Raw genomic sequence first — 24,868 nt, forward strand, 5'->3', positions numbered from 1 at the left:
CTACCGCTCCAGCAGCAGGTGCTCGGCGAGCGCCGCGAACGGCCTCGTCTGCGGGCCGGCTCTCGCCAGCAGCAGCACCGTGAAGCTCTGCGGCGGCTGCAGCGGCCGCGCGACGAGCCCGTCGAGCGCGACCCCGGCGAGGCCGCGCTCCTGCACCAGCGCGGCGCCGTGGTGGTCGCGCGCCGCCGCCACCAGCCCCTGCGCGATCGTCCCTATCCGCGGCGCGATCAGGTGCGGCCGCTCGGCGTCGCCCTGCAGCCGCGCGATCGTCGCGCGCCGCTCCTCCGGTCCGTCGGCCTCCGCGACCATGACCGGCAGGTCGTCGAGGTCGCCCGGCGAGATCGCGTCGCGCGCGGCCGCGGGGTGGACGGCCGGCAGCAGCGCGACGGCCGGCTCGCGGCCGACCGCCAGCGCGCGCGCCTTGTCGCCGGGCGGAAGCGTCAGCATGGCGACGGCGGTCGCGACGAGCGCGAGGTCCAGCTCGCCGCGACGCAGCAGCCGGACGGCGTCGTCGGGTGCGCGGCGCTCGCTCAGCGCCGGCTCGCCGCGCGCGACGATCCAGCGCTGCACGCGCTCGGCCCAGCTGTCCGGCAGGTCGGTGCTGACGCCGATCGCGAGCCGTCGCGTCGAGGCGTCCGAGCGCGCCCGCTCGATCGCGTGGCGCATCGCCACGACGGCGGGGATCGCGTCGTCGCGCAGCGCGATGCCGGCGTCGGTCAGCCCGACGCGGCGGGTCGAGCGGACCACCAGGGGCACCCCGATCTCCTGCTCGAGGCGGTTGATCCGCTTCGACAGCGCCTGGCGCGAGATGCCGAGCCGCGCGGCGGCCTGACCGTAATGGAGCTGCTCGGCGAGCGTCAGGAACGTGGGCACGAGGTCCCACGCCAGACGTGCGTTCATGGGCCTCTCGCGTCCATCGCGCGAGCAGCCTAGAGCGCGACGACGCGCCGAATCAGGAGGTTTCACTCAATTACAACAACTTTGAGTAATTGGAAACCGGAAGTTGCCAATTGGACCGAAACGCGACGCAATCGGCCACGACTCGGTCACTTCTGTCCGGTGGACAACGCCGAGGATCCGGAAGTGGAACCCACGAACCGGGGAGCATCGTTGCAGTCTTCTCACCCGCGGACGCGCCACGGCCGGCGCGCCACCGCGCTGCGGGCCGCGCTCGGCGCCGCACTCTTCGCCGCCGTCGCCGCCGCACCTGCCGCCGCCGCCACCGCGCCGACGATCTACGCCGCCAACAACACCGCCGTCGTGCCCGTCGAGGGCGTCAGCGGCGCGACGCTGACGCCGATCGCGAGCCTCACGGGCTCGCTCACCAACTCCGCCTTCGCCACCAGCCCGGACCAGAGAACCGTCTGGTACGCCGGCAGCACGACGATCACGCCGATCGACACCGCCACCAACGCGAAGGGCACCGCGATCACGGCGACCGCCGCGTCGATCGCGCTCAACCCCGCCGGCAGCGTCCTGTGGGTCGTCAGCAGCAGCGCCAGAACGGCGACGCCGTATGACGTCGGCGCGAGAACGTGGGGCACCGCGATCCCGCTCGGCAGCAGCGCCTCGCCGGCCGCCCGCAGCCTCGCGGTCTCCAACGACGGCAGAACGCTCTACGTCGGCACCGACAGAGGCCTGATCGTCGTCGACACGGTCGCCGGCACGGCCGCGGCGCCGATCGTCGTCGGCACCGCCTCGCCGATCTTCGGCTCGCTCGACCTGACCGCCGACGGCGCGACGCTCTACGCCGGCACCTCGGGCGGCTTCTTCTCCGTCGACCTCGCGACCAGCATCGTCACGAAGCTGACGATCAGCGGCACCGGCAGCACCGCGATGAGAGCGGGGATGGCGCTCTCGCCCGACGGCGCGACGATGTACGGCGTCATCAGCTCGACCGGCTACAACTACCTCGTCCCGGTCGACACGGCGACGAGAACGGTCGGGACGCCGGTCAGACTGTCGATCTCGCTCGCCTCCGACGTCGTCCTCACCGCCGACGGCAGAACGGCCTGGATCGGCAGCGCCAACGCCTCCGGCGGCTCGGTCCAGTCGGTCGACCTCGCCAGCGGCAGCGTCGGCGCCGAGCTGCCGACCAGCGGCCGCGTCTACGCCGTCGGCATCGCCGAGACCGAGGTGACCGGCCCGCAGTACCCGACGATCACGCTGCCGCGGCCGGCGATCTCCGGCGCGACCGGCGACCCGACCAACCCGACGGTGCCGGTCGAGATCGCGCAGAGAGACGAGAACGGCAGCGCGGTCGACAGCGCGCAGCTGACCGTCACCGCGACTGCGACGACGAACGCGAGCGTGCTGCCGCTGAGCGGCGTCGAGGTCGTCGGCACTGGCGCGACGCGCACGCTGAGACTGACGCCGAGCGGCGTCGGCTACGCGGACGTGACGCTGAGAGTGACCGGCGCCGGCGGCCGCTCGGCGACGACGACGCTCAGATACGCCGCCTCGGCGGGCCTCTGGGAGGGCGCGCGCTGGCTGCTCGGCTCCTCCGACCTGTCGGCCGCGATCGACGTCGGCGACGGCTACATCATCGTCGCCGACGACGAGCGCGGCAACGTCGGCCTCTACAGGGGCGACGTCTCCGGCGCGCCGCTGAAGGAGTGGCCGATCGCGAACTGGTCGAGCACCAGCGGCGAGGTCGACTTCGAGGCCGCCGCGCGGGCCGGCGACAAGGTCTACTGGGCCGGCTCGCTCGGCAACTCGAAGGAGGGCGTCGTCCAGACCTCGCGCCACACCGTGATCGCGACGACGATCAGCGGCAGCGGCGCTTCGACCGAGCTGACCTACGCGGGCGTCGGCCGCACCCTGCGCGCCGACATGATCGCGTGGGACAACGCCAACGGCAGACCGCTGAACCTGGAGCAGTCCGCGATCGGCGCGCCGAAGCAGGACTCCGGCTTCAACGTCGAGGGGATCGAGTTCGCGCCGGGCAGCACGACGACCGCGTACATCGGCTTCCGCGCGCCGCTGCAGGGCTTCCAGGCCGGCGGCAAGGCGCTCGTCGTGCCGGTCACGAACTTCGACAGGGTCGCGCAGGGGACCGCCGCGCAGGCGAGCTTCGGCAGCGCCTTCTGGCTCGACCTCGGCGGCCTCGGCATCCGCGAGCTGCGCAAGAACGACCACGACGAGTACCTGATCCTCGCCGGCGGCACCGGCCACGGCACGATCGGCGGCGACCAGGTCCTCTACAAGTGGGACGGCGTGCCGTCGCACCAGCCGACGAGACTGCGCGACAGACTGCCGACCGACGCCTCGCAGCCGTACGACGACGGGCCGATGGCGTGGGAGGGCATCGTCGCGGTGCCGCACCCGCTCACCAACGGCGCGCAGGTCCAGCTCGTCGGCGACCAGGGCTACGTGAAGCTCTACCACGACACCTACAACGCCAAGAGCATCAGCCAGTTCTACTTCAAGAAGGCGCCGCTCTACACGCTCACGCTGACCGGCGCGCCGATCGGCCCGAGAGCGACCGCGACGACGCCCGTGTTCCCGCAGCAGGCGACCGGCACGATCGGCGCCGGGCAGTGGGTGACGGTCACCAACGACGGCGACGAGCCGCTCGTGATCGGCACCGTGAAGGTGCGCGCCCGCGACCGCGCCTCGGTCGGCGACTTCCTCGTCGCCTCCGACGACTGCGCCGGCGCGACCGTCGCGCCGGCGGCGTCGTGCGAGCTGATGGTGCGGTTCGCCCCGGCGCGCGAGTCGGCGGCCTCGGCGGCCGACCTCGTGCTGGCGACCAACGCCGGCAGCGGCGAGACGCTCGTCGCGCTGAGCGCGACCAGCGGCACGCTGCCGAGAGGCGCCGACGGCGCGGACGGCAGAGACGGCGCCGACGGTCAGGACGGCAGAGACGGCGCTGACGGCAGAGATGGCGCCGACGGTGCGGATGGCGGTACCGGGCCGAGAGGCGACACCGGCGCGAGCGGCGCCAGAGGCGACACGGGCGCGACGGGCGCCAGAGGCGACACGGGCGCGGCCGGCGCCAGAGGCGACACCGGCGCGACCGGCGCCAAGGGCGACACCGGCGCTGCCGGCGCGAAGGGCGACACCGGCGCTGCCGGCGCGAAGGGCGACACCGGCGCTGCCGGCGCGAAGGGCGACACCGGCGCTGCCGGCGCGAAGGGCGACACCGGCGCTGCCGGCGCGAAGGGCGACACCGGCGCTGCCGGCGCGAAGGGCGACACGGGCGACGCCGGCCCGGCCGGCCGTGACGGCAGCTTCGCCTTCAGCGCCGCCAAGAGCAGCGTCAAGGCCCGCCGCGGCGGCACGCTGAAGCTCGCCTTCACGCTCCGCAACGCCACGACCGCCGCCGTCGCGAGAGCGACCGCGACCGCCAGCGGCCCGAAGGCGCTCAAGCTCGCCGGCACGCGCACCGTCGCCGTCGGCGCGCTGAAGGCCGGCGCCAGCCGCACGCTGACGCTGCGCCTGAAGGTCGGCGCCGGCGCGAAGGCCGGCACGCACAGAGTCCGCGTGAAGCTGACGGTCGGCGGCCGCCGCGTCACGCGCGTCGTCACCGTGACGGTGACGCGCTAGGCGAGTCGCAGATGGATCCCGCCCGGACCTCCGGAGAGGCCCGGGCGGGATCGCAGCGCAGTGAGGGCTGAACGCTCCCATCTGCTTTCCCGGATCTGAGAGCATTGAGCTGGGGAAGTCGATCGCGAGGGGGCCAGGAACCGCATGCTCATCACGTCCGTGATCCAGACGCTGCCGCACGCCGGCGTCGTTCGGCGGCGCAGATGCGACGACTGAAGATCGCCGTTGTCTGCAAAGAGGGCACTGCCAACGCCCACTACCGTGCGCTCGTTCCCGCCGACGAGCTTGTGCGGCGCGGACATACCACGCTGCGCGGCTCGTCCGACGGCTCCTTCGCCCGGCGGGTGCTGACCACTCAGCCGAGCTGGGACGTGACGCTGATGCAGCAGATGACCGGCGAGGTCGATCTGCAAGCGGCTCGACGGCTGCGCCAACTGGGCATCGCGGTTGTATGGGACACGGACGATGACATCCGCGCGATTCCGCGCAGCAGCCCCGCTTACCGTCGCATGGGCGGGCGCCGCGGGATTAAGCAGGCCTACGCTCGCACGCTCGAGATCGCGCGCACGGCCCATCTGATGACGACGCCAAGCGATCACCTCGCCGCGATGTACCGCGAGGAGGGCGTCGAGCATGTCGCCGTCATCGAGAACAACCTCGCCCGCGACGCGATCCGCCATGCCGGGCGGCGGCGCCACCCCGGCACGGTAATCGGCTGCCTCGCCGCGCTCGAGCACGAGCGCGACCTGAAGCGGTTGAAGATCGGCAGGACGCTCGAACGGATCCTCGCCACCCACGAGGGTGTGAGCGTGCTCGCGATCGGCTGCGATCTCGGCATCGACGATCCGCGCTATCGCTGGCGGACCGACCTTTCGCTCGACGAGGTCCAGCGTGCGCTGCTGCAGGTCGACGTCGGCATCGCACCGCTCGTCGACGGTGTGATGACCCGTGGCCGTTCCAACGTCAAGCTGAAGGAATACGCCGCGAGCGGTGCGATGTGGCTCGCCTCGCCGCTCGGCGCGTACCGGGGGATGGGCGAGGTAGAGGGCGGTCTGCTCGTGGAGGACGGCGGGTGGGAGCGGACGCTGTCAGAGATGATCACCGACCACGAGCGACGCACCCGGTTGATGGCGAGAGCACGCGACTGGGTCGCCGGCGAGACGATCGCGCAAGCAGGACAGATATGGGAGCGGCAACTGCGAGCCGCCGTCGAACGGGCGAGGTCTCAGGCGGGGGTCACGGTGGCGGGGGCGCGCTAAGCGGCGAACAGATGGGCGCCGACGGCGACGAGGCCGTCGGCGTCGTGGACGTCGTCGTCGAGGTGGGGGACGAGCAGCAGCGGCACGCTCGTCCCCAGCCGCTCGGCGAGGTGGGCGACGTTGTCGCGGTCGCGCCGGGCGAGCGCATGCTCGTCGGCGAAGCACTCGGCCACTCTCGTCGCCAGCGCCTTCGACAGCCCGGCCTCGGCGACCAGGCGCGCGATCAGCTCGCCGGGGTCCGCGTCGCCGAGCTGGTCGCTGTGGACGCGGTTGACGATCCCGCCGCCGAAGGCCATCCGCGCCGCCTTCAGCTTGCGGTGGAAGTAGATCGCCTCGTCGATCGGCTCGCGCTCGGGCGAGGTCACCAGCAGGAAGCGGGTGCGCGGGTCGCGCAGCAGCGTCTCGACCTGCTCGGCGCGTGCTCTGAAACCCTCCAGCAGACCGCCGAGCAGGCGGAAGAAGGCCGACAGGTCGGTCAGCAGGTCGACGCCGGTGACGCGCTTGAGCGCTCCCAGCGCGAAGCCGCTCGTGCGGCCCAGCAGCTTCATCCCGAAGCCCGACGGCCGCAGCAGCGCCTGCAGCGCCCTGCCCTCGAAGAACTGCGTCAGGCGGTCGGGCGCGTCGAGGAAGTCGAGCGCGTTGCGCGACGGCGGCGTGTCGAGCACGAGCAGGTCGAACTCGCCCGTCGCGGCGAGGTCGTGCAGCTTCGCGATCGCGGTGAACTCCTGCGAGCCGGCGACGGCGCCGGACAGCTCGCGGTAGATGCGGTTGGAGAGGATCTCCTCGCGCGTGCGCGCGTCGGGCGCGAGCCGCTCGATCAGCTCGTCGAAGGTGCGCTTGGCGTCGAGCTGCAGCGCCCACAGCTCGCCGCCGTCGGCGAACGCCAGCCCGGCAGCGGCGAACGGGGCGGGGTCGACCCGGTGGGGCGCGTTGCCGAGCGCGTCGAGCCCGAGCGCGTCGGCGAGCCGCTGCGCCGGGTCGATCGTGACGACGCAGACCTTCAGCCCCCGCGCCGCCATCCCGGCCGCGACCGCCGCCGACGTGGTCGTCTTGCCGACGCCGCCGGAGCCGCCGCAGATGCAGACGCGGACGCCGTCGAGCCAGCCCGCGACGCCGGCAGCCGCGCCCGCGGCGCCCGCCGCCGCGCTCACAGCAGCTCCTCCAAGCGCTCCGACAGCAGCTCCAGCCCGGCGACGTCGACGGCCGGCGTGAACAGGTACGGCAGCTCCAGCGGCGCGCTCCCGAGCCCCTCCGCCAGCCGCGCCACCTGCGCCCGCTGGGCCGCCGCGCGCACGTGCTCCGAACGCGCGGCGCGCAGCGCGGCTGTGACCAGCGGCGACGCCTTCGCCGCCGCCTGCTCGGCCTGTGCGACGGTCGCGCCCTGGCGCGGGCCGAGGCGATCGGGCAGGAGCGCGTTGACGACCGTCGCCGCCAGCTCGATCCCGAGCTGCTCGCGCAGCTCGCGCCGCAGTCTCAGCGTCTCGTTGACCGGCATCTCCTCCGCCAGCGCGACGGCGACGACGGCGGCCGCATCCGGATCGGTGAAGAAGGCGTCGAGCGTGCGGCCCTGCGAGGCGATCGGCCCGACCTTCGCGATCTCGGCGAAGGTGCGCGGCGTCGACAGCGCGGCGAGGCCGTGGCCGGTCGCGGGCGCGTCGACGATCACGAGGTCGTAGGGGCGCGCGCCGGCGGTGCGCCGCTGCGGCTGCGCCAACTCCCATGCCTTGCCGAGCGTCAGCAGCTCGCGCATCCCCGGCGTCGCCTGCACGAAGCCGTGGAAGGTGCGCGAGCCGGCGAGCACGTCGCCGAACGGGCCGGCCTTCTGCGACAGGTACTCCTCCAGCGCGTGCTGCGGCTCGATCGAGATCGTCCACAGGTCCTGCGCCAGGCGCAGCTCGCGCGCGCCGCTGGAGCCGTCGCGGTGTCCGAACGCGACCGCCGCGCGGTCCTGCCCGGTCAGCTCGGCGACGCAGCAGCGCAGCCCGCGACGCGCGGCGGCGATCCCGAGTGCGATCGCGACCGTCGACTTGCCGACGCCCCCCTTTCCGGTGAGGAACAGCAGGCGCTTGTCGGAGAGACCGGCCACCGCCGGTCAGCCTAGTCGTTCATAACGCTGGAGGAGAACAGGCCGTGACTGCGAATAGAGGCGCGTATGGGTTTCCCGACCTCATCGGAGTCGCCAGTGACCGGCACGGCCAAGGTGATCGCCTTCGCCAACCAGAAGGGCGGCGTCGCGAAGACGACCACGACCCTCAACCTCGCCGTCGCGTTCGCGGAGGAGGGGCACCGGGTCCTCTGCTGCGACATGGACCCGCAGGGCAACCTGACGATGTCGCAGGGGATCGACCCCGACACCGTCGAGACCTCGATGTACGACGTGCTCGTCCACCACACCTCGATCCGCGACGCGATCCGCCGCCGCGAGATCGACGTCGCCTGCGCCTCGATCGACCTCGCCGGCGCCGAGATCGCGATGTCGACCCAGATCGGCCGCGAGCGCTCGCTGGAGAAGGCGTTTCGCGAGATCAAGGGCGACTACGACTTCATCTTCATCGACACGCCGCCGAGCCTCGGGCTGCTCACGATCAACGCCCTCACGGCCGCCGACAAGGTGATCGTCCCCGTCCAATGCGAGTATCTGTCGATGCGAGGGCTCCTCCAGCTCCAGAACACGCTCAAGATGATCCGCGAGAACCTCAACCCGAACGTCGACATCGAAGGCATCCTGCCGACCCTCGTCGACACGCGCACGCTGCATGCCAAGGAGGCGATCGAGCTGCTCGAGGAGAGCTTCGGGGAGAGAGTGTTCGCATCCCGGATCCGCAAGACCGTGCGGTTCGCGGAGGCGCCCGTGCAGGGCATGTCCGTCTTGAAGTACGACCCTGACGGCATGGCAGCCCACGCCTACCGGCAGCTCGCGAAGGAGGTCCTCGATGGCAAGTAGACGCGTGAGCATGAGGGAGGGCCCGCTGGCTGCGCTCTTCCGCAGAACCGAGGAAGAGGGCCTGCAGGAGACGATCACGCCCGCCCCGCGCGAGCAGGCGGCGCCGCAGGCACAGGCGCCGGCCACGCCCGCTCCGGCCACGCCCGCCGCGGCGGCCCCGGCTGCGGCTCCCGCTGCGGCCCCCGCCCCTGTCCAGCACGAGATCCCGGCGCCCCCCACGCCGCAGGAGCGCCTCGGCCGCGCCTTCTCGGCCGACATCCCCGACAACATGATGGAGCCGCCCGTGGCGTCCGCGCCCACGCCCTCGCACGACCCGTACGCCCGCGTCGAGGAGCCGGCGCTGCCGTCGTCCGGCTACGGCATCGGCCGCCAGAGCGGCCCGGTCCTGCGCGTCGTCGGCGTCGGCGGCGGCGGTGTCAACGCCGTCAACCGGATGGTCGAGGCCGAGGTCTCCGGCGTCGAGTTCCTCGCCGTCAACACCGACCTGCAGTCGCTGCAGCAGTCGGCCGCCCACCTGACGCTGCACATCGGCGCCAACGTCACGCGCGGCCTCGGCTCCGGCTCGGACCCGTCGCTCGGCCATCAGGCGGCGATGGAGGAGTACGACAAGATCAAGGCGCTGCTGAAGGGCAGCGACATGATCTTCATCACCGCCGGCGAGGGCGGCGGCACCGGCACCGGCGCCGCCCCGGTCGTCGCGCGGATCGCGCGCGAGCTGGGCGCGCTGACCGTCGGCATCGTCACGAAGCCGTTCGGCTTCGAGGGCTCGCGCCGCAAGGAGCAGGCCGACGTCGGCGTCGAGGCGCTCGCGGCCGAGGTCGACACGCTGATCGTCGTCCCCAACAACCGGCTGCTGTCGGTGCTCGACCGCAACACCTCGATGGTCGAGGCGTTCCGCGTCGCCGACGACGTGCTGCGCCAGGGCGTCCAGGGGATCTCCGACCTCGTCACGCTGCCGGGCCTGATCAACCTCGACTTCGCCGACGTGCGCACGATCATGGCGGAGGCCGGCAGCGCGCTGCTCGGCATCGGCATGGGCAGCGGCGACCGGCGCGCGATCGACGCCGCCGAGCAGGCCGTCGCCTCGCCGCTGCTGGAGACGAGCATGGACGGCGCACGCTCGATCCTGCTGTCGATCACCGGCGGTCGCGACCTGTCGCTGTGGGAGGTCAACGAGGCCGCGAAGGCGGTCTCCGAGGCGGCCCACCCGGACGCGAACATCATCTTCGGCGCGATGGTCGACGAGAAGCTCGACGACCAGGTCTGGGTGACGGTCGTCGCGACCGGCTACGGCGACGTCAGACCGCCGCGCCCGGTGCGCGTCGAGCGCGGCGCCGACATCGGCGTCCCGCGCGAGCAGCGCGCCGCCGCCGAGCCGCAGCGCCCGGCCCGCACGCACTTCGCCGACCCCGCCGCCGGCGAGCTGCGCGTCTCGCGCTCGGCCGAGCCCCGTCCCGCCGCCCGCCCGGCGCGCGACGAGCTCGACGTGCCCGAGTTCATGCCGTTCCGCTAGCGCCGGCGCCCGTCGTCGTGGCATCCTCCCGGCCGTGACCATGCGCACGGCCGGGGGAGAGCGAGCAGGGGGCGTCGTCGCGGCGGGACATCCGCTCAGCGCCGAGGCCGGCGCCGCCGTGCTGCGCGCCGGCGGCAACGCCGTCGACGCGGCGCTGGCGGCGATGCTGACCTCGTTCGCCGCCGAGCCGCTGCTGACCGGGCTCGGCGCCGGCGGCTACATGCTGGTCGTGCCGCCCGGGGAGGAGCCGCAGCTGCTCGACTTCTTCGTCGAGGTGCCCGGCCGCGGCGCCGACCATGCCGCGCGCGCCGAGCTGGTGCCGGTCAGCGTCTCCTTCGGCGACGCGGTCCAGGTCTTCAACGCCGGCGCCGCCGCCGTCGGCGCCTACGGGATGCCGCACGGGATCTGCGCCGCCTCCGAGCGCTTCGGCCGGATGCCGCTGCCCGAGCTGGTCGCGCCGGCCGCGGCGCTCGCGCGCGGCGGCGTCGCGCTCAACGCCGAGCAGGCGTACGTGATCGAGATCCTCGAGGGGATCTGCCGCCTGACGCCGGCGGTCGAGGCGATCTTCGCGCCCGGCGGGCGGCTGCTGGGGGAGGGCGACACGCTCGTGCAGGCCGAGCTGGCCGACACGCTGGAGCTGCTCGCCTCAGAAGGCGCGCGACCGTTCTACGAGGGCGAGATCGCCGCCACGGTCGCCGACCTGCTGAGCGATCAGGGCGGGCTGGTGACGCGCGCCGACCTGGCCGCCTACGCGACCGTCACGCGCAGACCGGTGCGGGTCGCCTACCGCGGCCGCGAGGTGCTCTCCAACCCGCCGCCGTCGGCCGGCGGGACGCTGATCGCCTACGCGCTCGCGCTGCTGGAGGCGGGCGGCGCCGGCGCGCCGACGCCCGCGCAGCTGGTCGCGGCGATGGGCGCGGCGCAGCAGGAGCGCACGCCGCAGTTCCTCGACGGGCTCGCGCGCGAGGGCTTCCTCGAGCAGTTCCTGGCGGCGCGGCTGGGCTCGACGACGCACGTCTCGGTGCTCGACGGCGACGGCGGCGCCTGCGCGGTCACCAGCTCCAACGGCGAGGGCGCGGGGATCGTCGTCCCCGGCAGCGGCATCCACCTCAACAACATGCTCGGCGAGCAGGACCTCAACCCGCTCGGCTTCCACCGCTTCCCGCCCGGCCGCCGGCTGCCGAGCATGATGGCGCCGACGGTCGTGCTGCGCGACGGGCGGCCGGAGCTGGTGCTCGGCAGCGCCGGCTCCAACCGGATCCGCTCGGCGGTGCTGCAGACGATCGTCGCCGTCGTCGACCACGGGCTGAGCGCGGACGAGGCGGTGCGGGCGCCGCGGCTGCACTTCGAGGACGGGATCGTCTACGCCGAGCCGGGCGCGCAGACGGCGGCGCTGGAGGCCGACGGCCACGCGATCGCGCCATTCAGAGCGCGCAACCTCTTCTTCGGCGGCGTGCAGGCGGTCGAGCGGGCGGCCGACGGGACGCTGTCGGGCGGCGGCGACCCGCGCCGCGGCGGGGCGGCGGTCGTCGCATGAGGCGCGTTGCGGGGACGCTCGCGGCGATCGTGGCGGCGCTCGCGCTCGCCGGCTGCGGCGCCGAGTCCGACGACGTCTTCCTCGTCAGACGGACCGGCGCGCTGCCGGACGCGCGCGTCGACATCGTCGTCAACGACGGCGGCACCGTCACCTGCGACAGAGGCGCGAGCAGAGAGCTGGACTCGAAGCTGCTGCTGCGCTCGCGCGACGTCGTGCGGACGCTCGACGAGAGAAGACTGCTCGGCAGAGTCCACCCGCCGTCGCCGCGAGCGCAGCTGCGCTACGAGCTGAGAACGGGCTTCGGCGACATCACCTTCAACGACGTCGACGCAGTCGGCGAGCCGGAGCTGGGCCGCACGATCCAGCTCGTGCGCGAACTCGCGCAGCAGGCCTGCGGGCTGGCGCGCTGAACGGCGCACGCCAGCCGTCACGCGCGGCGCTTCAGCCCTGACCGGCCTCCTCGGCCGCCTCGGAGGTGCCGCTCCAGTCGCCGGCGACCTCCTCCAGCGGCTCGCGCGGCGGCGAGTCCTCGCGTGGGCGGGCGCCGGGCTGGGAGCGGTCCTCTCGCAGCTCCTCCCAATGCTTGCGCGTCGCCTGGATGTCGTCCTCGACGAGCTGCGACTCCCTCGCCATCGCTCGCACCTGATCGTCGAGTCCGCGTTCGAAGGCGTGGATGCCCGCCGCGTCGTCAGGTCTGTCGTCTACCGGTCTCTCGATGCCCATGCTCTCTGGATACCCCCGGTTCGAGCCGCACATGCCGGCGGCTAGGTGAAGTGGACCTTGCCGTTGGATCTGGCGCGCGTCTGCGCCTTTGAGACGAACTCGAGCCGCTTCATCGCGGCGCGGAAGAGGCGGGTGACGAGCCGCAGGCGGGCGTTCTCGGAGCGCAGGTCGAGCAGGCCCTGCTTCGCGTCGAGGCCGAAGTCGACTGTCGCCGCCATCGCGTAGGCGCCCATCGTCGCCAGCTCGGCCGGGTCGATCACCCTGTCGGTCGCGCTCTGCACCAGCTCCGCGTAGACCTCGCGCGCGACCTGCGCGGCGGCCTCGTCGGGCTCCTCGTCGCGGTCGGCGAGGAACTCGATCGTGCCGGCCGGGTACGGCAGCCGCTCCTCGCGCTCGAGGATCGAGAACGGCCGCGTGCCGCGTGCGATCAGGTTGATGCGGCCGTCGTCCATCCGCTCCAGCACCTCGCTGACCTCGACCGCGCAGCCGATCGGCCGCAGCCCGTCGTCGGAGAGCCAGACGATCCCGAACTCCTCCTCGCGCTCGATGCAGCGCGCCATCATCGTCTTGTAGCGCTCCTCGAAGATGTGCAGCGGCACGACCTCGTGCGGCAGCGCGACGATGCCGAGCGGGAAGAGCGGGAACTGGGGGACGCGACCGGACGGCATGGAAGGGAGTCTAGGCCGCGCGACGGTGCCGCGCGCGTCCCCGGCTCCGTGGCGGATGCGACGCGCGTGACCCAGTCGCGCGGCGCGTCCGTACCTCCGGGGATGGCCGCCTCCGACACGACCGCGCTCGTCTGGCTGCGACGCGACCTGCGCCTCCACGACCACCCGCCGCTCGTGCGCGCGCTCGCCGAGCACGCGCGCGTGGTGCCGGTCTTCGTGCTCGATCCGGCGCTGCTGAGAGGGCGCTTCGCCTCCGGTCCGCGGACGGCCTTCCTGCTCGCCTGCCTGCGCTCGCTCGACGACGACCTGCGTGCGCGCGGCAGCGGGCTGGTCGTGCGCGTCGGGAGGCCGGAGCGGGAGCTGGTCGCGCTCGCACGCGAGGCGGGGGCGAGCGCGGTGCTGTGGGCCAGCGACGCGACCCCGTACGCGCTCGCGCGCGACAGACGCGTGCGCGCGGCGCTGGCGGAGGCGGAGGTCGAAGCGGTGCCGGGGCCGGGCAACTTCGTCGCTGACGTCGGCAAGCCGCGCACGAGAGGCGGCACCCCGTTCAGCGTCTTCACGCCCTTCCACCGCTCCTGGCAGCAGCTGGAGCGCCGCCCCGTCCACCGCGCCCCCGCCGAGCTGCCCCCGCTGCCGTCGAGGGTTGCGAAGGGGAGCGTGCCGCCCTTGGAGGAGCTGGTCGGCGCGCGGGTCGCGGCGGACGCGGGCGCGCTCGCCGCCGGCTCCGGCTCGCGCGGCGGCTCGGCGTCGGCGACGGACGCCCCGCTGGGCGAGCCCGCGGTCGAGCCCGGCGAGGCCGCGGCGCGCGAGGTCGCCGAACGCTGGCTCGACGACCACCTCCCCGACTACGCGCGCGACCACGACCGGCTCGCCGGCGGCGCCTCGCAGCTGTCGGCCTACCTGCGCTTCGGCCTGCTGTCGCCGCGCGAGCTGGAGCAGCGGGCCGAGCGGCGCGGCGGCGAGGGCGGAGCGGCGTTCGCCCGCCAGCTCGCCTGGCGCGACTTCTACGCCCACGTGCTCCTGCACAACCCGGCGAACCTGCGGCGGGAGCACCAGGAGCGGATGCGCAGACTGAGATGGGAGGACGATCCCGACGGCCTCGCCGCCTGGCAGGAGGGCCGCACCGGCTTCCCGCTGGTCGACGCCGCGATGCGCCAGCTGCGCGGGAGCGGCTGGATGCACAACCGCGCGCGCCTGGTCGTCGGCTCGTTCCTGACGAAGGACCTCCAGCTCGACTGGCGCGCTGGTGAGGCTTGGTTCATGCGCTGGCTGCTCGACGGCGACGTCGCCTCCAACAACGGCAACTGGCAGTGGATCGCCTCCGTCGGCGTCGACCCCGCGCCCGCCTTCCGCCGCATCCTCAACCCCGCGCTCCAGCAGCAGCGCCACGACCCCGACGGCGCCTACGTCCGCCGCTGGGTGCCTGAGCTGGCCGGCGTCCCCGACGAGCTGCTGTCAGAGCCGTGGCGGATGACCGACGAGCAGCAGCAGGCCGCCGGCTGCCGCATCGGCAGCGACTACCCGGCGCCGCTCGTCGACCACAGAGAAGAACGCCAGCGCGCCCTCGCCCGCTACCGCGAGACGGCCGGCGGCTGACGTACCTCAGACGCGTCTCTGATGATGCGTATTCTCACCGGGTGCGGGTTCGGCTCGCACCACTCGAGGTCGTCTGGGTCGATTGTCGCGAGATACTCGTCGAAGTCACCAGGCTCCGGTATTTCTTTCGTCCATGGATCTATTCTCATCGTCATCTCCAGACGAGCCTACGCTCTTGAATTGATGATTTCCAGCCCGTGATCACGAGCCAGGATGTGGGATCGTGCGTCTCCTCGAGTACGACCGTGACTGGTCGTCCTCCGTGCGTATGGCCGACTACCGTATGCCGTTGCCGGTCCGCCTTTCTCAGCCGGTGCGGGAAGGCTCTGTGTCTGTTGGACGGAAATTGCTTGACCTCCGCCGCAGATATTCCGCGCATTGTCAGCATGCGAACTGCGTGGCCGGTGAAGCACAGTTCGGCGATGTAAATCGACATACCCCGACGTTATGTCGGGTTGCTGTCACGGCGCTAGTGGCAATTAGCAACGTAACTGTGTCAAAACTGCGGCGGTGCTCAGGTCACTTCCTCGTACGCGCCGGCAAGTTGCTTGACGGCGCGGGCGAGGGCGGGCTCTGAGGTGTTGCCGATGCCGAGCACGAGGCCGGGCGGGCCGGGGGCGACGCGGTATCTGGCGAGGCCGTGGAGGACCATGCCGCGGCGGGCGGCGGCGGCGATCAGGGCGCGCTCGTCGGTCGCCGCGGGCGGCAGGGCGACGACGCCGAAGCCGGCGGCGACGCCGGCGACGCGCCACTCCGGCAGCTCGCGCGCGAGCGCGGCGACGAGCGTCGCGCGGCGGGCGCGGTAGCGGGGGCGCATGCGGCGCAGGTGGCGGTCGAGCTCGCCGCGCTCGATGAAGTCGGCGAGCGCGTGCTGGTCCAGCAGCGGGGTGCCGAGGTCGTCGAGCGCCTTCTCGACCGCGACCGTCTCCGCCCACGCCGCCGGCAGCGCCAGCCAGCCGATCCGCAGCGCCGGCGCCAGCACCTTCGAGGCGCAGCCGAGGTAGGCGACGCGCTCGGGGGCGAGCCCCTGCACGGCGCCGACCGGGTCGCGGTCGTAGCGGTACTCGGCGTCGTAGTCGTCCTCGATCACGAGCGCGCCGCGGCGCTCGGCCCACAGCAGCAGCGCCTCCCGCCGCGCCGCTCTCAGCACGCCGCCCAACGGGGCCTGGTGGGCCGGTGTCACAAGCACGGCGTCGGCCTCGACGCGCGCCAGCAGGTCGGTCCGCAGGCCATGCTCGTCGACCGCGACGGGCACGACCTCCAACCCCGCGTGCGCGAGCGCCCAGCGGTGGACGAAGAAGCCCGGGTCCTCGACCGCGACCCGCCGCGCTCCGCGCCGCAGCAGCGCTCGCGCCAGCAGCGTCAGCCCCTGCGTCAGCCCGCTCACGATCAGCAGCCGCGCCGGCTCGGCGGCGACGCCGCGGGCCCGCCCGAGGTAGCGCGCCAGCCCGACCCGCAGCACGGCCGCGCCGGACGGGTCGGGGTAGCCGAAGGCGGCGTCGGGCAGCTCGCGGGTGACGGTCCGCAGCGAGCGCGCCCAGGCTGCGCGCGGGAAGGCGGCGAGGTCGGGCAGGCCGGGATGGAGGTCCTCCGGCGCCGCTCGTTCGGACAGCACCGGCGGCGGCGCCTCGGGCGTCCGCGTCGTCCCCGCCACGACCGTGCCCGCGCCGCGCCGCGTCGACAGGTAGCCCTCGGCGGCCAGCTGCGCGTAGGCCTCGACGACGACCCCGCGCGAGACGCCGAGCCGCTGCGCCAGCTCACGCGTCGCCGGCAGCCGCGTGCCGGCCTCCAGCCGGCCGGCGCGGATCCGCTCGCGCAGCTCCCGTTCGAGCTGCGTGTGCAGCGACACCGCGCCGGCGCCGCCGCGGTGGTCGAGCGTCAGCAGCAGCGCCACGACTGGTCCTCTTCAGCGGCACTGGTTTGGTCCTGTCGAGTGGTCCGCATCGGGCGTACGGTACCGCCCAGTCGATCAGACCACGATCCGGAGGGACAGCATGGCTGATACGGACGAGATCACCGTCGTCGGCGGTGGCGTCGCGGGCCTGGCCGCGGCGATCGTGTGCGCGGAGGGCGGCGCGCCGGTGCGGCTGCTGGAGGCGCGCGGACAGCTCGGCGGCCGCGCCCGCAGCGACGACGGCCCCTACAAGACCAACTTCGGTCCGCACGCGCTCTACGCCAACGGCACGCTGCACGCCTTCCTGGCCGAACGCGGGCTGCTGCCGCCGCTGGTGAAGCCGCCGTTGACGCGCGTCTACTTCCATGCGGAGGGCCGCCGCCGCGCGACCCCGCCGCCGCCCTTCGCGACGGCGGTCGTGAAGCTGTGGCGCGTCAAGCGGGCGCCGGTCGACCGCTCCTTCCGCGACTGGGCGAGCGAGCGGGTCGGAGCGCGCGCGGCCGAGCAGCTCTGCGGCAGCGCAGGCGTCTTCTGCTTCTTCCACGATCCGGGCGCGCTGTCGGCGGCGTTCGTGTGGGAGCGCTGGCGCCAGGCGTTCGGCGACCAGCCGACGAAGGCGCGCTTCCCGCGCGGCGGCTGGAACGCGATCGTCGGCAGGATGGAGCGGCACGCGCGCGAGCACGGCGCACAGATCGAGACCGGCGCGCGCGTGACAAGCGCGCCGCGCGCCCCGGCGATCGTCGCGACCGAGCTGAAGGACGCCCGCGCCCTGCTGCACGACGACGCGCTCGACCACCCCGGCGGCCTCGCCGTCGGCCTCGACCTCGGGCTGACGAGCAGACGCGGCGACCCGTTCGTCGTCTGGGACCTCGACCAGGCCGGCTGGGTCGAGCGCTTCAGCACGCGCGACCGCTCGCTCGCGCCCGCGGGGGAGGAGCTGGTGCAGGCGCAGATCGGGATCCGGCCGGGCGAGTCGACCGAGCAGGCGGAGCAGCGGCTGGAGACGCTGCTCGACCACGCGCTCGGCGACGACTGGCGCGCCCGCACGCGCTTCCGCCGCCGCACCCGCTTCGAGGACCGCAGCGGCGCGCTCGACCTGCCGGGCGTCAGCTGGCGCGACCGTCCGGCGGTCGAGCGCGGCGACGGGATCTTCCTCGCCGGCGACCACGTCGCCGCGCCCGGCCTGCTCAGCGACGCCTCGATCGCGTCGGCTCGCGCGGCGGCCGCCGGCGCGCTCGCCTGGCGCGGCGAGCGCGGCAGCGGCGCTCAGGCCGGCTTGCGCGCGGAGATCAGCAGGTTGTAGAAGATCGCCGCCGGCAGCCGGCCCTCCAGCAGCGTCTCGTCGAGCTTCTGGAAGACGAGGTAGCCGCGGTAGGCGTACTGCCGCCAGCCCCACGGCACGTCCTGCGGCTCGGCGGTCGCCTCCAGCGCGCGGTTGGTCCAGCCGAACCAGTTCGCCGTCAGCTCCTCGCCACGGACGTTGACCTGCTCGAAGCCGGCGCCGCGCGCGACGTCGGCGAGGTCGCCCGGCGAGAAGGCGTGGATGTCGACGAACTGCTCCAGCCGGTGGTCCTCGTGGTGGCCCTGCGAGCCGCCGTGGCCGTTGCCGAGCGCGCCGGCCGCGCGCGCTCTCATCGCCCAGCGCCAGACGGGGGCGACGGCGCCGGCGCCGCGCTTGGGCAGCTGCGCGATGCGGTCGCCATAGCGCGACGGCTCGCCCGCGAAGACGACCGTGCCGCCCGGTCTCAGCACGCGCTCGAACTCGGCGAACGCCTGCGCCAGGTCGGGCAGGTGGTGGAGGACGGCGTGGCCGAGCACGAGGTCGAAGGAGGCGTCCTCGAACGGCAGCTCCTCGGCGCCGGTGACGACCGTCTCGACGTCGAGTCTCAGGCGCTCGGCGTTGCCGCGCAGCGTCGCGACCATCCCGGGCGAGATGTCGGTGCAGGTGGCGGCTCCGATCACGCCCGCCTGCAGCATGTTGAGCGAGAAGTAGCCGGTGCCGGAGCCGATCTCCAGCGACCGCTCGAAGCCCTCGTCGAGACGCTTGCCGAGCACCTTGCGGAGCTTCGTCAGCACCTGCTGCTGGCCCGGCTCACCGAAGTCGATGCCCCACTTGGCGTCGTAACTGTCGGCGGCGACGTCGTGGTACTTCTCGTTGACGACGCGGATGTCCTCGGCAGTGCTTGGAGCCTCCATAGGCCGCGGGAGTCTACGCTGTCGCTCGCGATGGAGACCGCATACGTTCAGTCGAACCAGCCCGAGGGCGTGCCGCCGCTGGAGCTCACCGGTGAGCGCACGCTGCCCGACGTGCCGGAGGAGAACTACTGGTACCGCCGGCACCTCGTCGTCTACGAGTGGATCGCGGCGCAGGCGAGCGGCCAGCGCGTGGTCGACATGGCCTGCGGCGAGGGCTACGGCAGCGAGGTGCTGTCGCGCACGGCCCGCTCGGTCGTCGGCGTCGACGCCAACCCGCAGGCGCACGAGCACGCGCGCCTGCGCTACGTCCGCCCGCACCTGCGCTTCGCGCGGGACCTCGTCGAGCGCTTCAGCGAGGAGTGCGACGCGGTCGTCTTCCTGCAGACGATCGAGCACGTGCAGAACCCGGGCGAGATCCTCGAGCACTTCAAGGCGATGCTGGCGCCGGGCGGGGTCGCCTACGTCTCGACGCCGAACCTGCTGACGCTCGCGCCGGAGGGGGCGGAGAAGTCGGAGAACCCGTGGCACGTGAAGGAGTACCGCGCGCACGAGTTCCGCCGCCTGTGCGCCGACCACTTCGGCCAGGTCGAGCTGTACGGCCTCTTCCACGCCCGCAAGCTGGCCGCGCACGAGTTCGCGATCAGACGGCTCGGCTGGGACACGGTCCACAGACGGCTCGGCGTCACGAGAGCGTTCTACGACCGCTTCACGCCGGCGATCGCCGCCTCCGACTTCAAGCTCGTGGCCGGCGACGACGCGCTGCTGGACCGCGCGCTCGACTTCGTCGCGGTCTGCCGGGGCTGACGATGGCCGCGGGCGAGGATCGCGGCGAGCTGGCGCTCGTCCTCCACACGCACATGCCCTACGTCGAGGGCTACGGCACCTGGCCGTTCGGCGAGGAGTGGCTGTGGGAGGCGCTGGCGACCTGCTACCTGCCGCTGCTGGAGCTGCTCGACGCGCGCGGCGAGCAGGTCACCTTCTCGCTGACGCCGGTGCTGGCCGACCAGCTCGCGGCGCCGGGATTGGTGGACCGCTTCGCCGCGTTCCTGCGCACGACCCGTCGCGAGACCCACCGGATCGACGCCGCCGGCTGTCGCGAGGGCGGCCACGACGACTGGGCGGCCGAGCTGGAGCGCGCGGCCGGCGACTACGAGCGCGCGCTGGAGCGGGCGCTGGAGCTGGAGCGCTCCGACGGCGGCCTGCTCGGCGCGTTCGCCCGCCACGCCGCCTGGACCTCGTCGGCGACGCACGCGGTGCTGCCGCTGCTGGCGACCGACGCCGGCGTGCGGCTGCAGCTGGAGACGGGGATCGCGTCGCAGCGGGCGCGGCTGGAGGCGGCCGGCGCGCGCGAGTGGCGCGGCGGCTTCTGGCTGCCCGAGTGCGCCCACGCGCCGTGGCTGGACCCGCTGCTGGAGGAGGCCGGCGTGCACGCCGTCTGCCTCGACCTGACCGACGTGCTCGGCCGCGGCAGCGCCGCCCAGCTGGCGCCGCTGCAGAGCGCCGACGGGCCGCTGCTGGTCCCGATCGACCGCGCGACGATCGAGCTGGTCTGGAGCGACGACGGCTATCCCGCGCACGCCGCCTACCGCGACTACCACGCCTTCACGGTCCACCACCACCGCGTCTGGAGCAACGAGGGGGAGACCTACGACCACGCCGCCGCGCTCGCGCAGGCGCGCGCCGACGCGGCCGACTTCGTCACCCGCACGATCGCCCGCCTCGACGCCGGCGCGGCCGAGCTGGGCCGCCCCGCGCTCGCCGTCTGCGCGATCGACACGGAGCTGTTCGGCCACTGGTGGTACGAGGGGATAGCGTGGCTGGAGGCGGTCCTCGACGAGGCCGATCGCCAGGGCCTGCGGATCGCCCACCTCGACGACGCGCTCCAGCGCCATCGCGCGGTGCCGGTGGCCGGCGCGCTCGCCGCCGCCGCACCCGCGACCGCCCGCGCGCGCGACGCCGTCCGCGCCGGCGAGCTGCCCGCGACGACGTGGGGCACGCCGCGCGACCTGTCGACCTGGGACGGCCCCGCCGTCGCCGACCTCGCCTGGCGCGCCCGTGCGCTGGAGCTGGAGACGCTGCTGCGCCCGCACGGCGCGCCGCCTGCCTCCGCCCGCGCCCGCCGCGAGCTGCTCGCGCTGCACGCCAGCGACTGGGCCTTCCAGGTCACGCGCGAGCTGGCCGGCCCCTACCCGCGCGAGCGCGCAGACGGCCACGCCGCGGCGCTCGCGGCCGCGCTCGCGCAGCCCGCCGCCGGCGACGACGAGGGCGCCGTCCGCAGCCTCGCGCCGCACCTGCCGCGCTGAGCCCGGATCGGCCGATCCGCGCGGCGCCGCGACCAGCCGGCGTCGCAGGCCGCCCGCTCCACTAGACTGCCGCGAGCCGGCGTCCCCTGGCCGGCGAGCCAGTCCGCATGGCAGCCACCCGCGTCCTCATCCTCTCCTGGGAGTACCCCCCGCTGATCGAGGGCGGGCTCGCCCGTCACGTGCGCAAGCTCTCCGAGCAGCTCGTCGCGCGCGGCGTCGAGGTGCACGTGCTGACGCGCAGCGACGGCCGCAGCCCGGCCGAGGAGGAGCTGGAGGGCGTTCACGTCCACCGCGTCAGCGAGCCGGTCAAGCCGGCCGACCTCGACGCCTTCGTCAGCTGGATCGAGCGGATGAACGGCGACATGGTCAGCGCCGGGCTGGAGCTGGGCGCGCGGATGACGTTCGACCTCGTCCACGGCCACGACTGGCTCGTCGCGGCGGCGGGGGAGGAGCTGTCGCGCAGGCTGCGCGCGCCGTGGGTCGTGACGATCCACGCGACCGAGTACGGCCGCCACCAGGGCTGGGTCGACAAGTACCCGCAGTCGCACATCCACGGCGTCGAGACGTGGATGGCGAACAAGGCCGACGCGGTCATCACCTGCTCGGCCTACATGCGCGACCACGTCGCCGACATCTATGACCTCGACGACCAGCGGGTCGCGGTGATCCCGAACGGGATCGACCCGCTCGACCTGCAGCCGGTCGAGGACCTCGACGCGCTCCGCGCCCGCTTCGCGCAGCCGCACGAGCGGCTCGTGCTGCTGGTCGGCCGGCTCGTCTACGAGAAGGGCTTCCAGATCGCGCTGGAGGCGCTGCCGGGCGTGATCGAGCGGCTCGGCGACGTGCGCTTCCTCGTCGCCGGCTCCGGCACCGCGGAGTCCGAGCTGAAGCAGCAGGCCGACGAGCTCGGCCTGCTCGCGCACGGCACCTTCATGGGCTGGATCGGCGACGACGTGCTGCACTCGCTCTACCGCATCGCCGACCTGACGGTCGTGCCGTCGATCTACGAGCCGTTCGGGCTCGTGGCGCTGGAGGCGATGGCCTCCGGCTGCCCGACGATCGTCGCCGACACCGGCGGCCTGCGCGAGGTCGTGCCGAACGAGCACGTCGGCCTCCGCTTCCGCTCGCGCGACCCGCAGTCGCTCGCGACGATGATGGAGCGGGTGCTGTCGGACACGACGCTGCGCGACCGCCTGATCGCGCAGGCGAGCGAGCACGTGCTGCGCTTCGACTGGGCCGACATCGCGCGCCAGACCGCCGAGGTCTACGGCGAGCTGCGGCGCGGGCTCGCCGTCTAGTCGATCAGCCGCACGCGCAGCCGCCAGATCGCCAGCCGCCAGGTGATCAGGCCGAAGACGGTCAGGAAGGCGAGGTGGCCGAGGTCGGCCCACGGGTCGATCCCCATCACGACCAGGTCGCGCACGAGCTGGACGCAGTGGTAGAGCGGGTTGAACTGCGCGACCACCTGGATCGCGTTCGGCAGCCCGTCGATCGGGAAGAAGGTGCCGGCGACGAGGAACAGCGGCGTCAGCAGGCCGCTCTGGACGTAGCTGAAGTTGTCTATCGATCTCGCGATAGCGGCGACGGTGAGGCCGAAGCCGGCGAACGCGGCGCCGGTCACGAAGCAGACGATCGGGACGAAGATCGCGGTCCAGCGCGGCGACAGCCCGAAGGCGATCGCGACCAGCAGCGGCGCGTTGCCGTACACCCCTGCACGGAGGCCGATCCAGAGGATCTCCGAGGTCGCGATCTCGTCGACGTCGACCGGCGCGGCGAGGAAGGCGTCGTACGTTCTCTGGAAGCGATACTTGATGAAGGTCCCGAACATCGCCGGGAAGACCGACGAGAACAGCACCGCCGTGGCGACGATGCCGGTGCCGATGTACTCCTTGTAGGAGAGCCCGTTGACGCTCGACACCAGCGCGCCGAAGCCGAAGCCGAACGCGAGCAGGTAGATCGTCGGGTCGACGACCGAGGAGAAGGTCGTCGTCTTCCAGTAGCGCGTGAAGATCGTCGCGTCGCGGCTCATCACGCCGAAGACGGCGGCCGGCTCGATCCGGCGCATGCGGCGGCGTCTCACTCGATCTCCTCGCCGGTCAGCGTCACGAACGCGTCCTCGAGGTTGGCCGCGCGCCGCTCGCCGTCGGGCAGCGCGCCGTCGTGGCGCTCGGCGTGCAGGATCGCCAGCGCCGGGCCGGAGCGGCGCGTCACCCAGCCCTCGCGCTCGGCCCGCTCGCGCAGCTCCGCCAGCGCGCTCGGCGAGCCGTAGACCTCGTGCACCTGCGCGCCGGCGTGCTCGCGCACGAGCGCCGACGGTCTGCCCTGCGTGACGATCTGCCCTCTCGACATCACGGCGACGGTGTCGGCGAGCCGCTCCGCCTCCTCGATGTAGTGGGTCGACATCAGCACGGTCGTGCCCTCGCTGCGGAGGTTGTCGATCAGCGACCACAGCTCCTGGCGGACCTGCGGGTCGAGCCCGACGGTCGGCTCGTCCAGCAGCACCAGCCGCGGTCTGTGGACGAGCCCGCGCGCGATCAGCAGCCGCCGCCGCATGCCGCCGGAGAGCAGGTCGACGCGCGTGTCGGAGCGGTCGACCAGGTTCGCTATCGCCAGCGCGCGCTCGACTGCGGCGTGGCGATCGGCCTTCGGCACGCGGTAGAGGCGCGCGAAGACGGTCAGGATCTGGCGGCAGCTCAGCTCGACGTCGAGGTTGTCGAGCTGCGGCACGACGCCCATCTCGGCGCGCGCCAGCTTGGAGGCCTCGGGCAGGCGGTAGCCGAGCACGTCGATCGTGCCCTCGTCGGGGTGGGCCTGCGCCGTCAGCATCCGCATCGTCGTCGACTTGCCGGCGCCGTTGGGGCCGAGCAGGCCGAGGCAGATCCCGCTCGGGACCTCGAGGTCGAGCCCGTTGACGGCGGTCACTCTGCCGAAGCGCTTGACGACGCCTCTGAGGCTGATCGCGGACGTCTCGCTCACAGCGACCAGCGCAGCCTTCTCGGCGTCTCGCGGCGGCGCAGCTCGCGTGCGGGCACGCCGGCCGCGACGGCGTTCTCGGCGACGTCCCTGGTGACGACCGAGTTGGTGCCGATCACCGCGTTGTCGCCGACCGTGACGCCGCGCAGCAGCGCCGCGCCGTAGCCGATCCAGACGTTGCTGCCGACGCGCACGTCGCGCTTGTAGATCCCCTGCAGCCGGATCGGCCGCTCGACGTCGACGACGCCGTGGTCGAAGTCGATCAGCATCACGCGGTCGGCGATGATGCACTCGCGGCCGATCGAGACGTGCTGGTAGCAGGAGATCGTGCACTCCTGGCCGAGCACGCTCTTGGCGCCGATCCGCACCTCGCCCTCGTGCGCGCGCACCTTCGTGCCGTGGCCGAGCCACGACCAGCGGCCGAGCACGACCTTCGCGTCCCTGCCGATCTCGAACTTCACGTTCGGGCAGACGAAGGCGATCCCGTCGGTCTGCAGGCGGCCGCGCCAGCGCAGCTTCAGCCACGCCAGCCGCACCAGCAGCAGCGCGTAGCGGTGGTTGAGCATGCCGTTGGCGCGCATGAACCGCAGCAGCGCGCGCGGGCCGCCGGACAGCGGCGGCGGCTCTCCTCGCAGCTCGAACGGCTCCGCCGCGACGGCCTCGGGGGAGATGACGGGCTCCATCGACTGGGCATCGTAGTGCGCGCGCGGCCGA

The 24,868-nt window shown here is 73.3% G+C and carries 21 protein-coding genes; 11 read left to right on the plus strand and 10 right to left on the minus strand.

Annotation, left to right across the window (positions count from 1 at the left end):
- Positions 1–900: a LysR family transcriptional regulator gene (locus tag Q7L73_RS12635; protein ID WP_304691344.1), complete on the minus strand. Its 900-nt coding sequence runs from the start codon at positions 898–900 to the stop codon at positions 1–3.
- A gap of 183 nt (positions 901–1,083) precedes the next feature.
- On the opposite strand from Q7L73_RS12635, the gene Q7L73_RS12640 reads away from it, so the two are divergent.
- Both Q7L73_RS12640 and Q7L73_RS12645 read left to right on the plus strand, forming a co-directional pair.
- A complete protein-coding gene (locus Q7L73_RS12640; RefSeq protein WP_304715568.1) occupies positions 1,084–4,548 on the plus strand; it encodes a DUF3616 domain-containing protein in 3,465 nt (1,154 codons plus the stop codon).
- A 203-nt stretch (positions 4,549–4,751) separates the two neighbouring features.
- Complete coding sequence (locus tag Q7L73_RS12645) at positions 4,752–5,807, plus strand: hypothetical protein (protein WP_304691346.1); 1,056 nt, start codon at positions 4,752–4,754, stop codon at positions 5,805–5,807.
- Here Q7L73_RS12645 and Q7L73_RS12650 read toward each other — a convergent pair.
- Positions 5,804–6,958, minus strand: coding sequence for an ArsA-related P-loop ATPase (locus Q7L73_RS12650; protein ID WP_304691347.1), 1,155 nt, complete (start codon positions 6,956–6,958; stop codon positions 5,804–5,806). The genes Q7L73_RS12645 and Q7L73_RS12650 overlap by 4 nt on opposite strands.
- On the minus strand, positions 6,955–7,893 hold the full coding sequence (locus Q7L73_RS12655) for an ArsA-related P-loop ATPase (protein WP_304691348.1): 939 nt from the start codon (positions 7,891–7,893) through the stop codon (positions 6,955–6,957). Before Q7L73_RS12655 ends, Q7L73_RS12650 begins: the two co-directional genes overlap by 4 nt.
- A 96-nt stretch (positions 7,894–7,989) precedes the next feature.
- Here Q7L73_RS12655 and Q7L73_RS12660 point away from each other — a divergent pair, with 96 nt between their 5' ends.
- The 4 genes from Q7L73_RS12660 (at position 7,990) to Q7L73_RS12675 (ending at position 12,211) form a co-directional block, all read left to right on the plus strand.
- Positions 7,990–8,751, plus strand: coding sequence for a ParA family protein (locus Q7L73_RS12660; protein ID WP_304691349.1), 762 nt, complete (start codon positions 7,990–7,992; stop codon positions 8,749–8,751).
- A gap of 361 nt (positions 8,752–9,112) precedes the next feature.
- Positions 9,113–10,264: a cell division protein FtsZ gene (gene ftsZ / locus Q7L73_RS12665; RefSeq protein ID WP_370552410.1), complete on the plus strand. Its 1,152-nt coding sequence runs from the start codon at positions 9,113–9,115 to the stop codon at positions 10,262–10,264.
- Positions 10,265–10,304: 40 nt separating this feature from the next.
- Positions 10,305–11,801, plus strand: a complete 1,497-nt coding sequence (locus Q7L73_RS12670; RefSeq protein WP_304691429.1) for a gamma-glutamyltransferase family protein — start codon at positions 10,305–10,307, stop codon at positions 11,799–11,801.
- Entirely contained in the window at positions 11,798–12,211 is a 414-nt protein-coding gene (locus Q7L73_RS12675; protein ID WP_304691351.1) for a hypothetical protein, read from the plus strand. The genes Q7L73_RS12670 and Q7L73_RS12675 overlap by 4 nt, the downstream gene beginning before the upstream one ends.
- Before the next feature lie 31 nt (positions 12,212–12,242).
- On the opposite strand, the gene Q7L73_RS12680 is transcribed toward Q7L73_RS12675, so the two are convergent.
- Complete coding sequence (locus Q7L73_RS12680; RefSeq protein WP_304691352.1) at positions 12,243–12,524, minus strand: hypothetical protein; 282 nt, start codon at positions 12,522–12,524, stop codon at positions 12,243–12,245.
- Positions 12,525–12,565: 41 nt separating this feature from the next.
- Entirely contained in the window at positions 12,566–13,192 is a 627-nt protein-coding gene (locus Q7L73_RS12685) for an LON peptidase substrate-binding domain-containing protein (RefSeq protein ID WP_304691353.1), read from the minus strand.
- A gap of 102 nt (positions 13,193–13,294) precedes the next feature.
- On the opposite strand from Q7L73_RS12685, the gene Q7L73_RS12690 reads away from it, so the two are divergent.
- Positions 13,295–14,788 (plus strand): deoxyribodipyrimidine photo-lyase, encoded by a 1,494-nt coding sequence (locus tag Q7L73_RS12690; RefSeq protein ID WP_304691354.1) that lies wholly within the window; start codon positions 13,295–13,297, stop codon positions 14,786–14,788.
- 514 nt (positions 14,789–15,302) lie between these two features.
- Here the strand turns inward: Q7L73_RS12690 and Q7L73_RS12695 are convergent.
- Entirely contained in the window at positions 15,303–16,682 is a 1,380-nt protein-coding gene (locus Q7L73_RS12695) for a PLP-dependent aminotransferase family protein (protein WP_304691355.1), read from the minus strand.
- 100 nt (positions 16,683–16,782) lie between these two features.
- Between Q7L73_RS12695 and Q7L73_RS12700 the strand changes: the two genes are divergently transcribed.
- Positions 16,783–17,985, plus strand: coding sequence for an FAD-dependent oxidoreductase (locus Q7L73_RS12700; RefSeq protein WP_304691357.1), 1,203 nt, complete (start codon positions 16,783–16,785; stop codon positions 17,983–17,985).
- Here Q7L73_RS12700 and Q7L73_RS12705 read toward each other — a convergent pair.
- The gene (locus Q7L73_RS12705; RefSeq protein ID WP_304691358.1) at positions 17,949–18,878 is read right to left on the minus strand and encodes a class I SAM-dependent methyltransferase; all 930 of its coding nucleotides are present in this window, start codon (positions 18,876–18,878) and stop codon (positions 17,949–17,951) included. The two genes, Q7L73_RS12700 and Q7L73_RS12705, sit on opposite strands and share 37 nt — an antisense overlap.
- 30 nt (positions 18,879–18,908) lie before the next feature.
- Between Q7L73_RS12705 and Q7L73_RS12710 the strand changes: the two genes are divergently transcribed.
- The 3 genes from Q7L73_RS12710 (at position 18,909) to Q7L73_RS12720 (ending at position 22,479) form a co-directional block, all read left to right on the plus strand.
- Positions 18,909–19,682, plus strand: coding sequence for a bifunctional 2-polyprenyl-6-hydroxyphenol methylase/3-demethylubiquinol 3-O-methyltransferase UbiG (locus tag Q7L73_RS12710; RefSeq protein ID WP_304691360.1), 774 nt, complete (start codon positions 18,909–18,911; stop codon positions 19,680–19,682).
- Between the two features lie 2 nt (positions 19,683–19,684).
- Positions 19,685–21,181 (plus strand): hypothetical protein, encoded by a 1,497-nt coding sequence (locus tag Q7L73_RS12715; protein ID WP_304691361.1) that lies wholly within the window; start codon positions 19,685–19,687, stop codon positions 21,179–21,181.
- 107 nt (positions 21,182–21,288) lie between these two features.
- Positions 21,289–22,479: a glycosyltransferase family 4 protein gene (locus Q7L73_RS12720; protein WP_304691362.1), complete on the plus strand. Its 1,191-nt coding sequence runs from the start codon at positions 21,289–21,291 to the stop codon at positions 22,477–22,479.
- On the opposite strand, the gene Q7L73_RS12725 is transcribed toward Q7L73_RS12720, so the two are convergent.
- The 3 genes from Q7L73_RS12725 to Q7L73_RS12735 are packed head-to-tail and all read right to left on the minus strand — an operon-like array spanning position 22,476 to position 24,837.
- A complete protein-coding gene (locus tag Q7L73_RS12725; protein ID WP_304691363.1) occupies positions 22,476–23,261 on the minus strand; it encodes an ABC transporter permease in 786 nt (261 codons plus the stop codon). The two genes, Q7L73_RS12720 and Q7L73_RS12725, sit on opposite strands and share 4 nt — an antisense overlap.
- Positions 23,258–24,157, minus strand: a complete 900-nt coding sequence (locus tag Q7L73_RS12730; RefSeq protein WP_304691364.1) for an ABC transporter ATP-binding protein — start codon at positions 24,155–24,157, stop codon at positions 23,258–23,260. The genes Q7L73_RS12725 and Q7L73_RS12730 overlap by 4 nt, the downstream gene beginning before the upstream one ends.
- Positions 24,154–24,837 (minus strand): acyltransferase, encoded by a 684-nt coding sequence (locus tag Q7L73_RS12735; protein WP_304691367.1) that lies wholly within the window; start codon positions 24,835–24,837, stop codon positions 24,154–24,156. The genes Q7L73_RS12730 and Q7L73_RS12735 overlap by 4 nt, the downstream gene beginning before the upstream one ends.
- Positions 24,838–24,868 lie beyond the last annotated feature (31 nt).

The organism is Conexibacter sp. CPCC 205762 (assembly GCF_030646155.1).
Lineage (GTDB): Bacteria > Actinomycetota > Thermoleophilia > Solirubrobacterales > Solirubrobacteraceae > Conexibacter.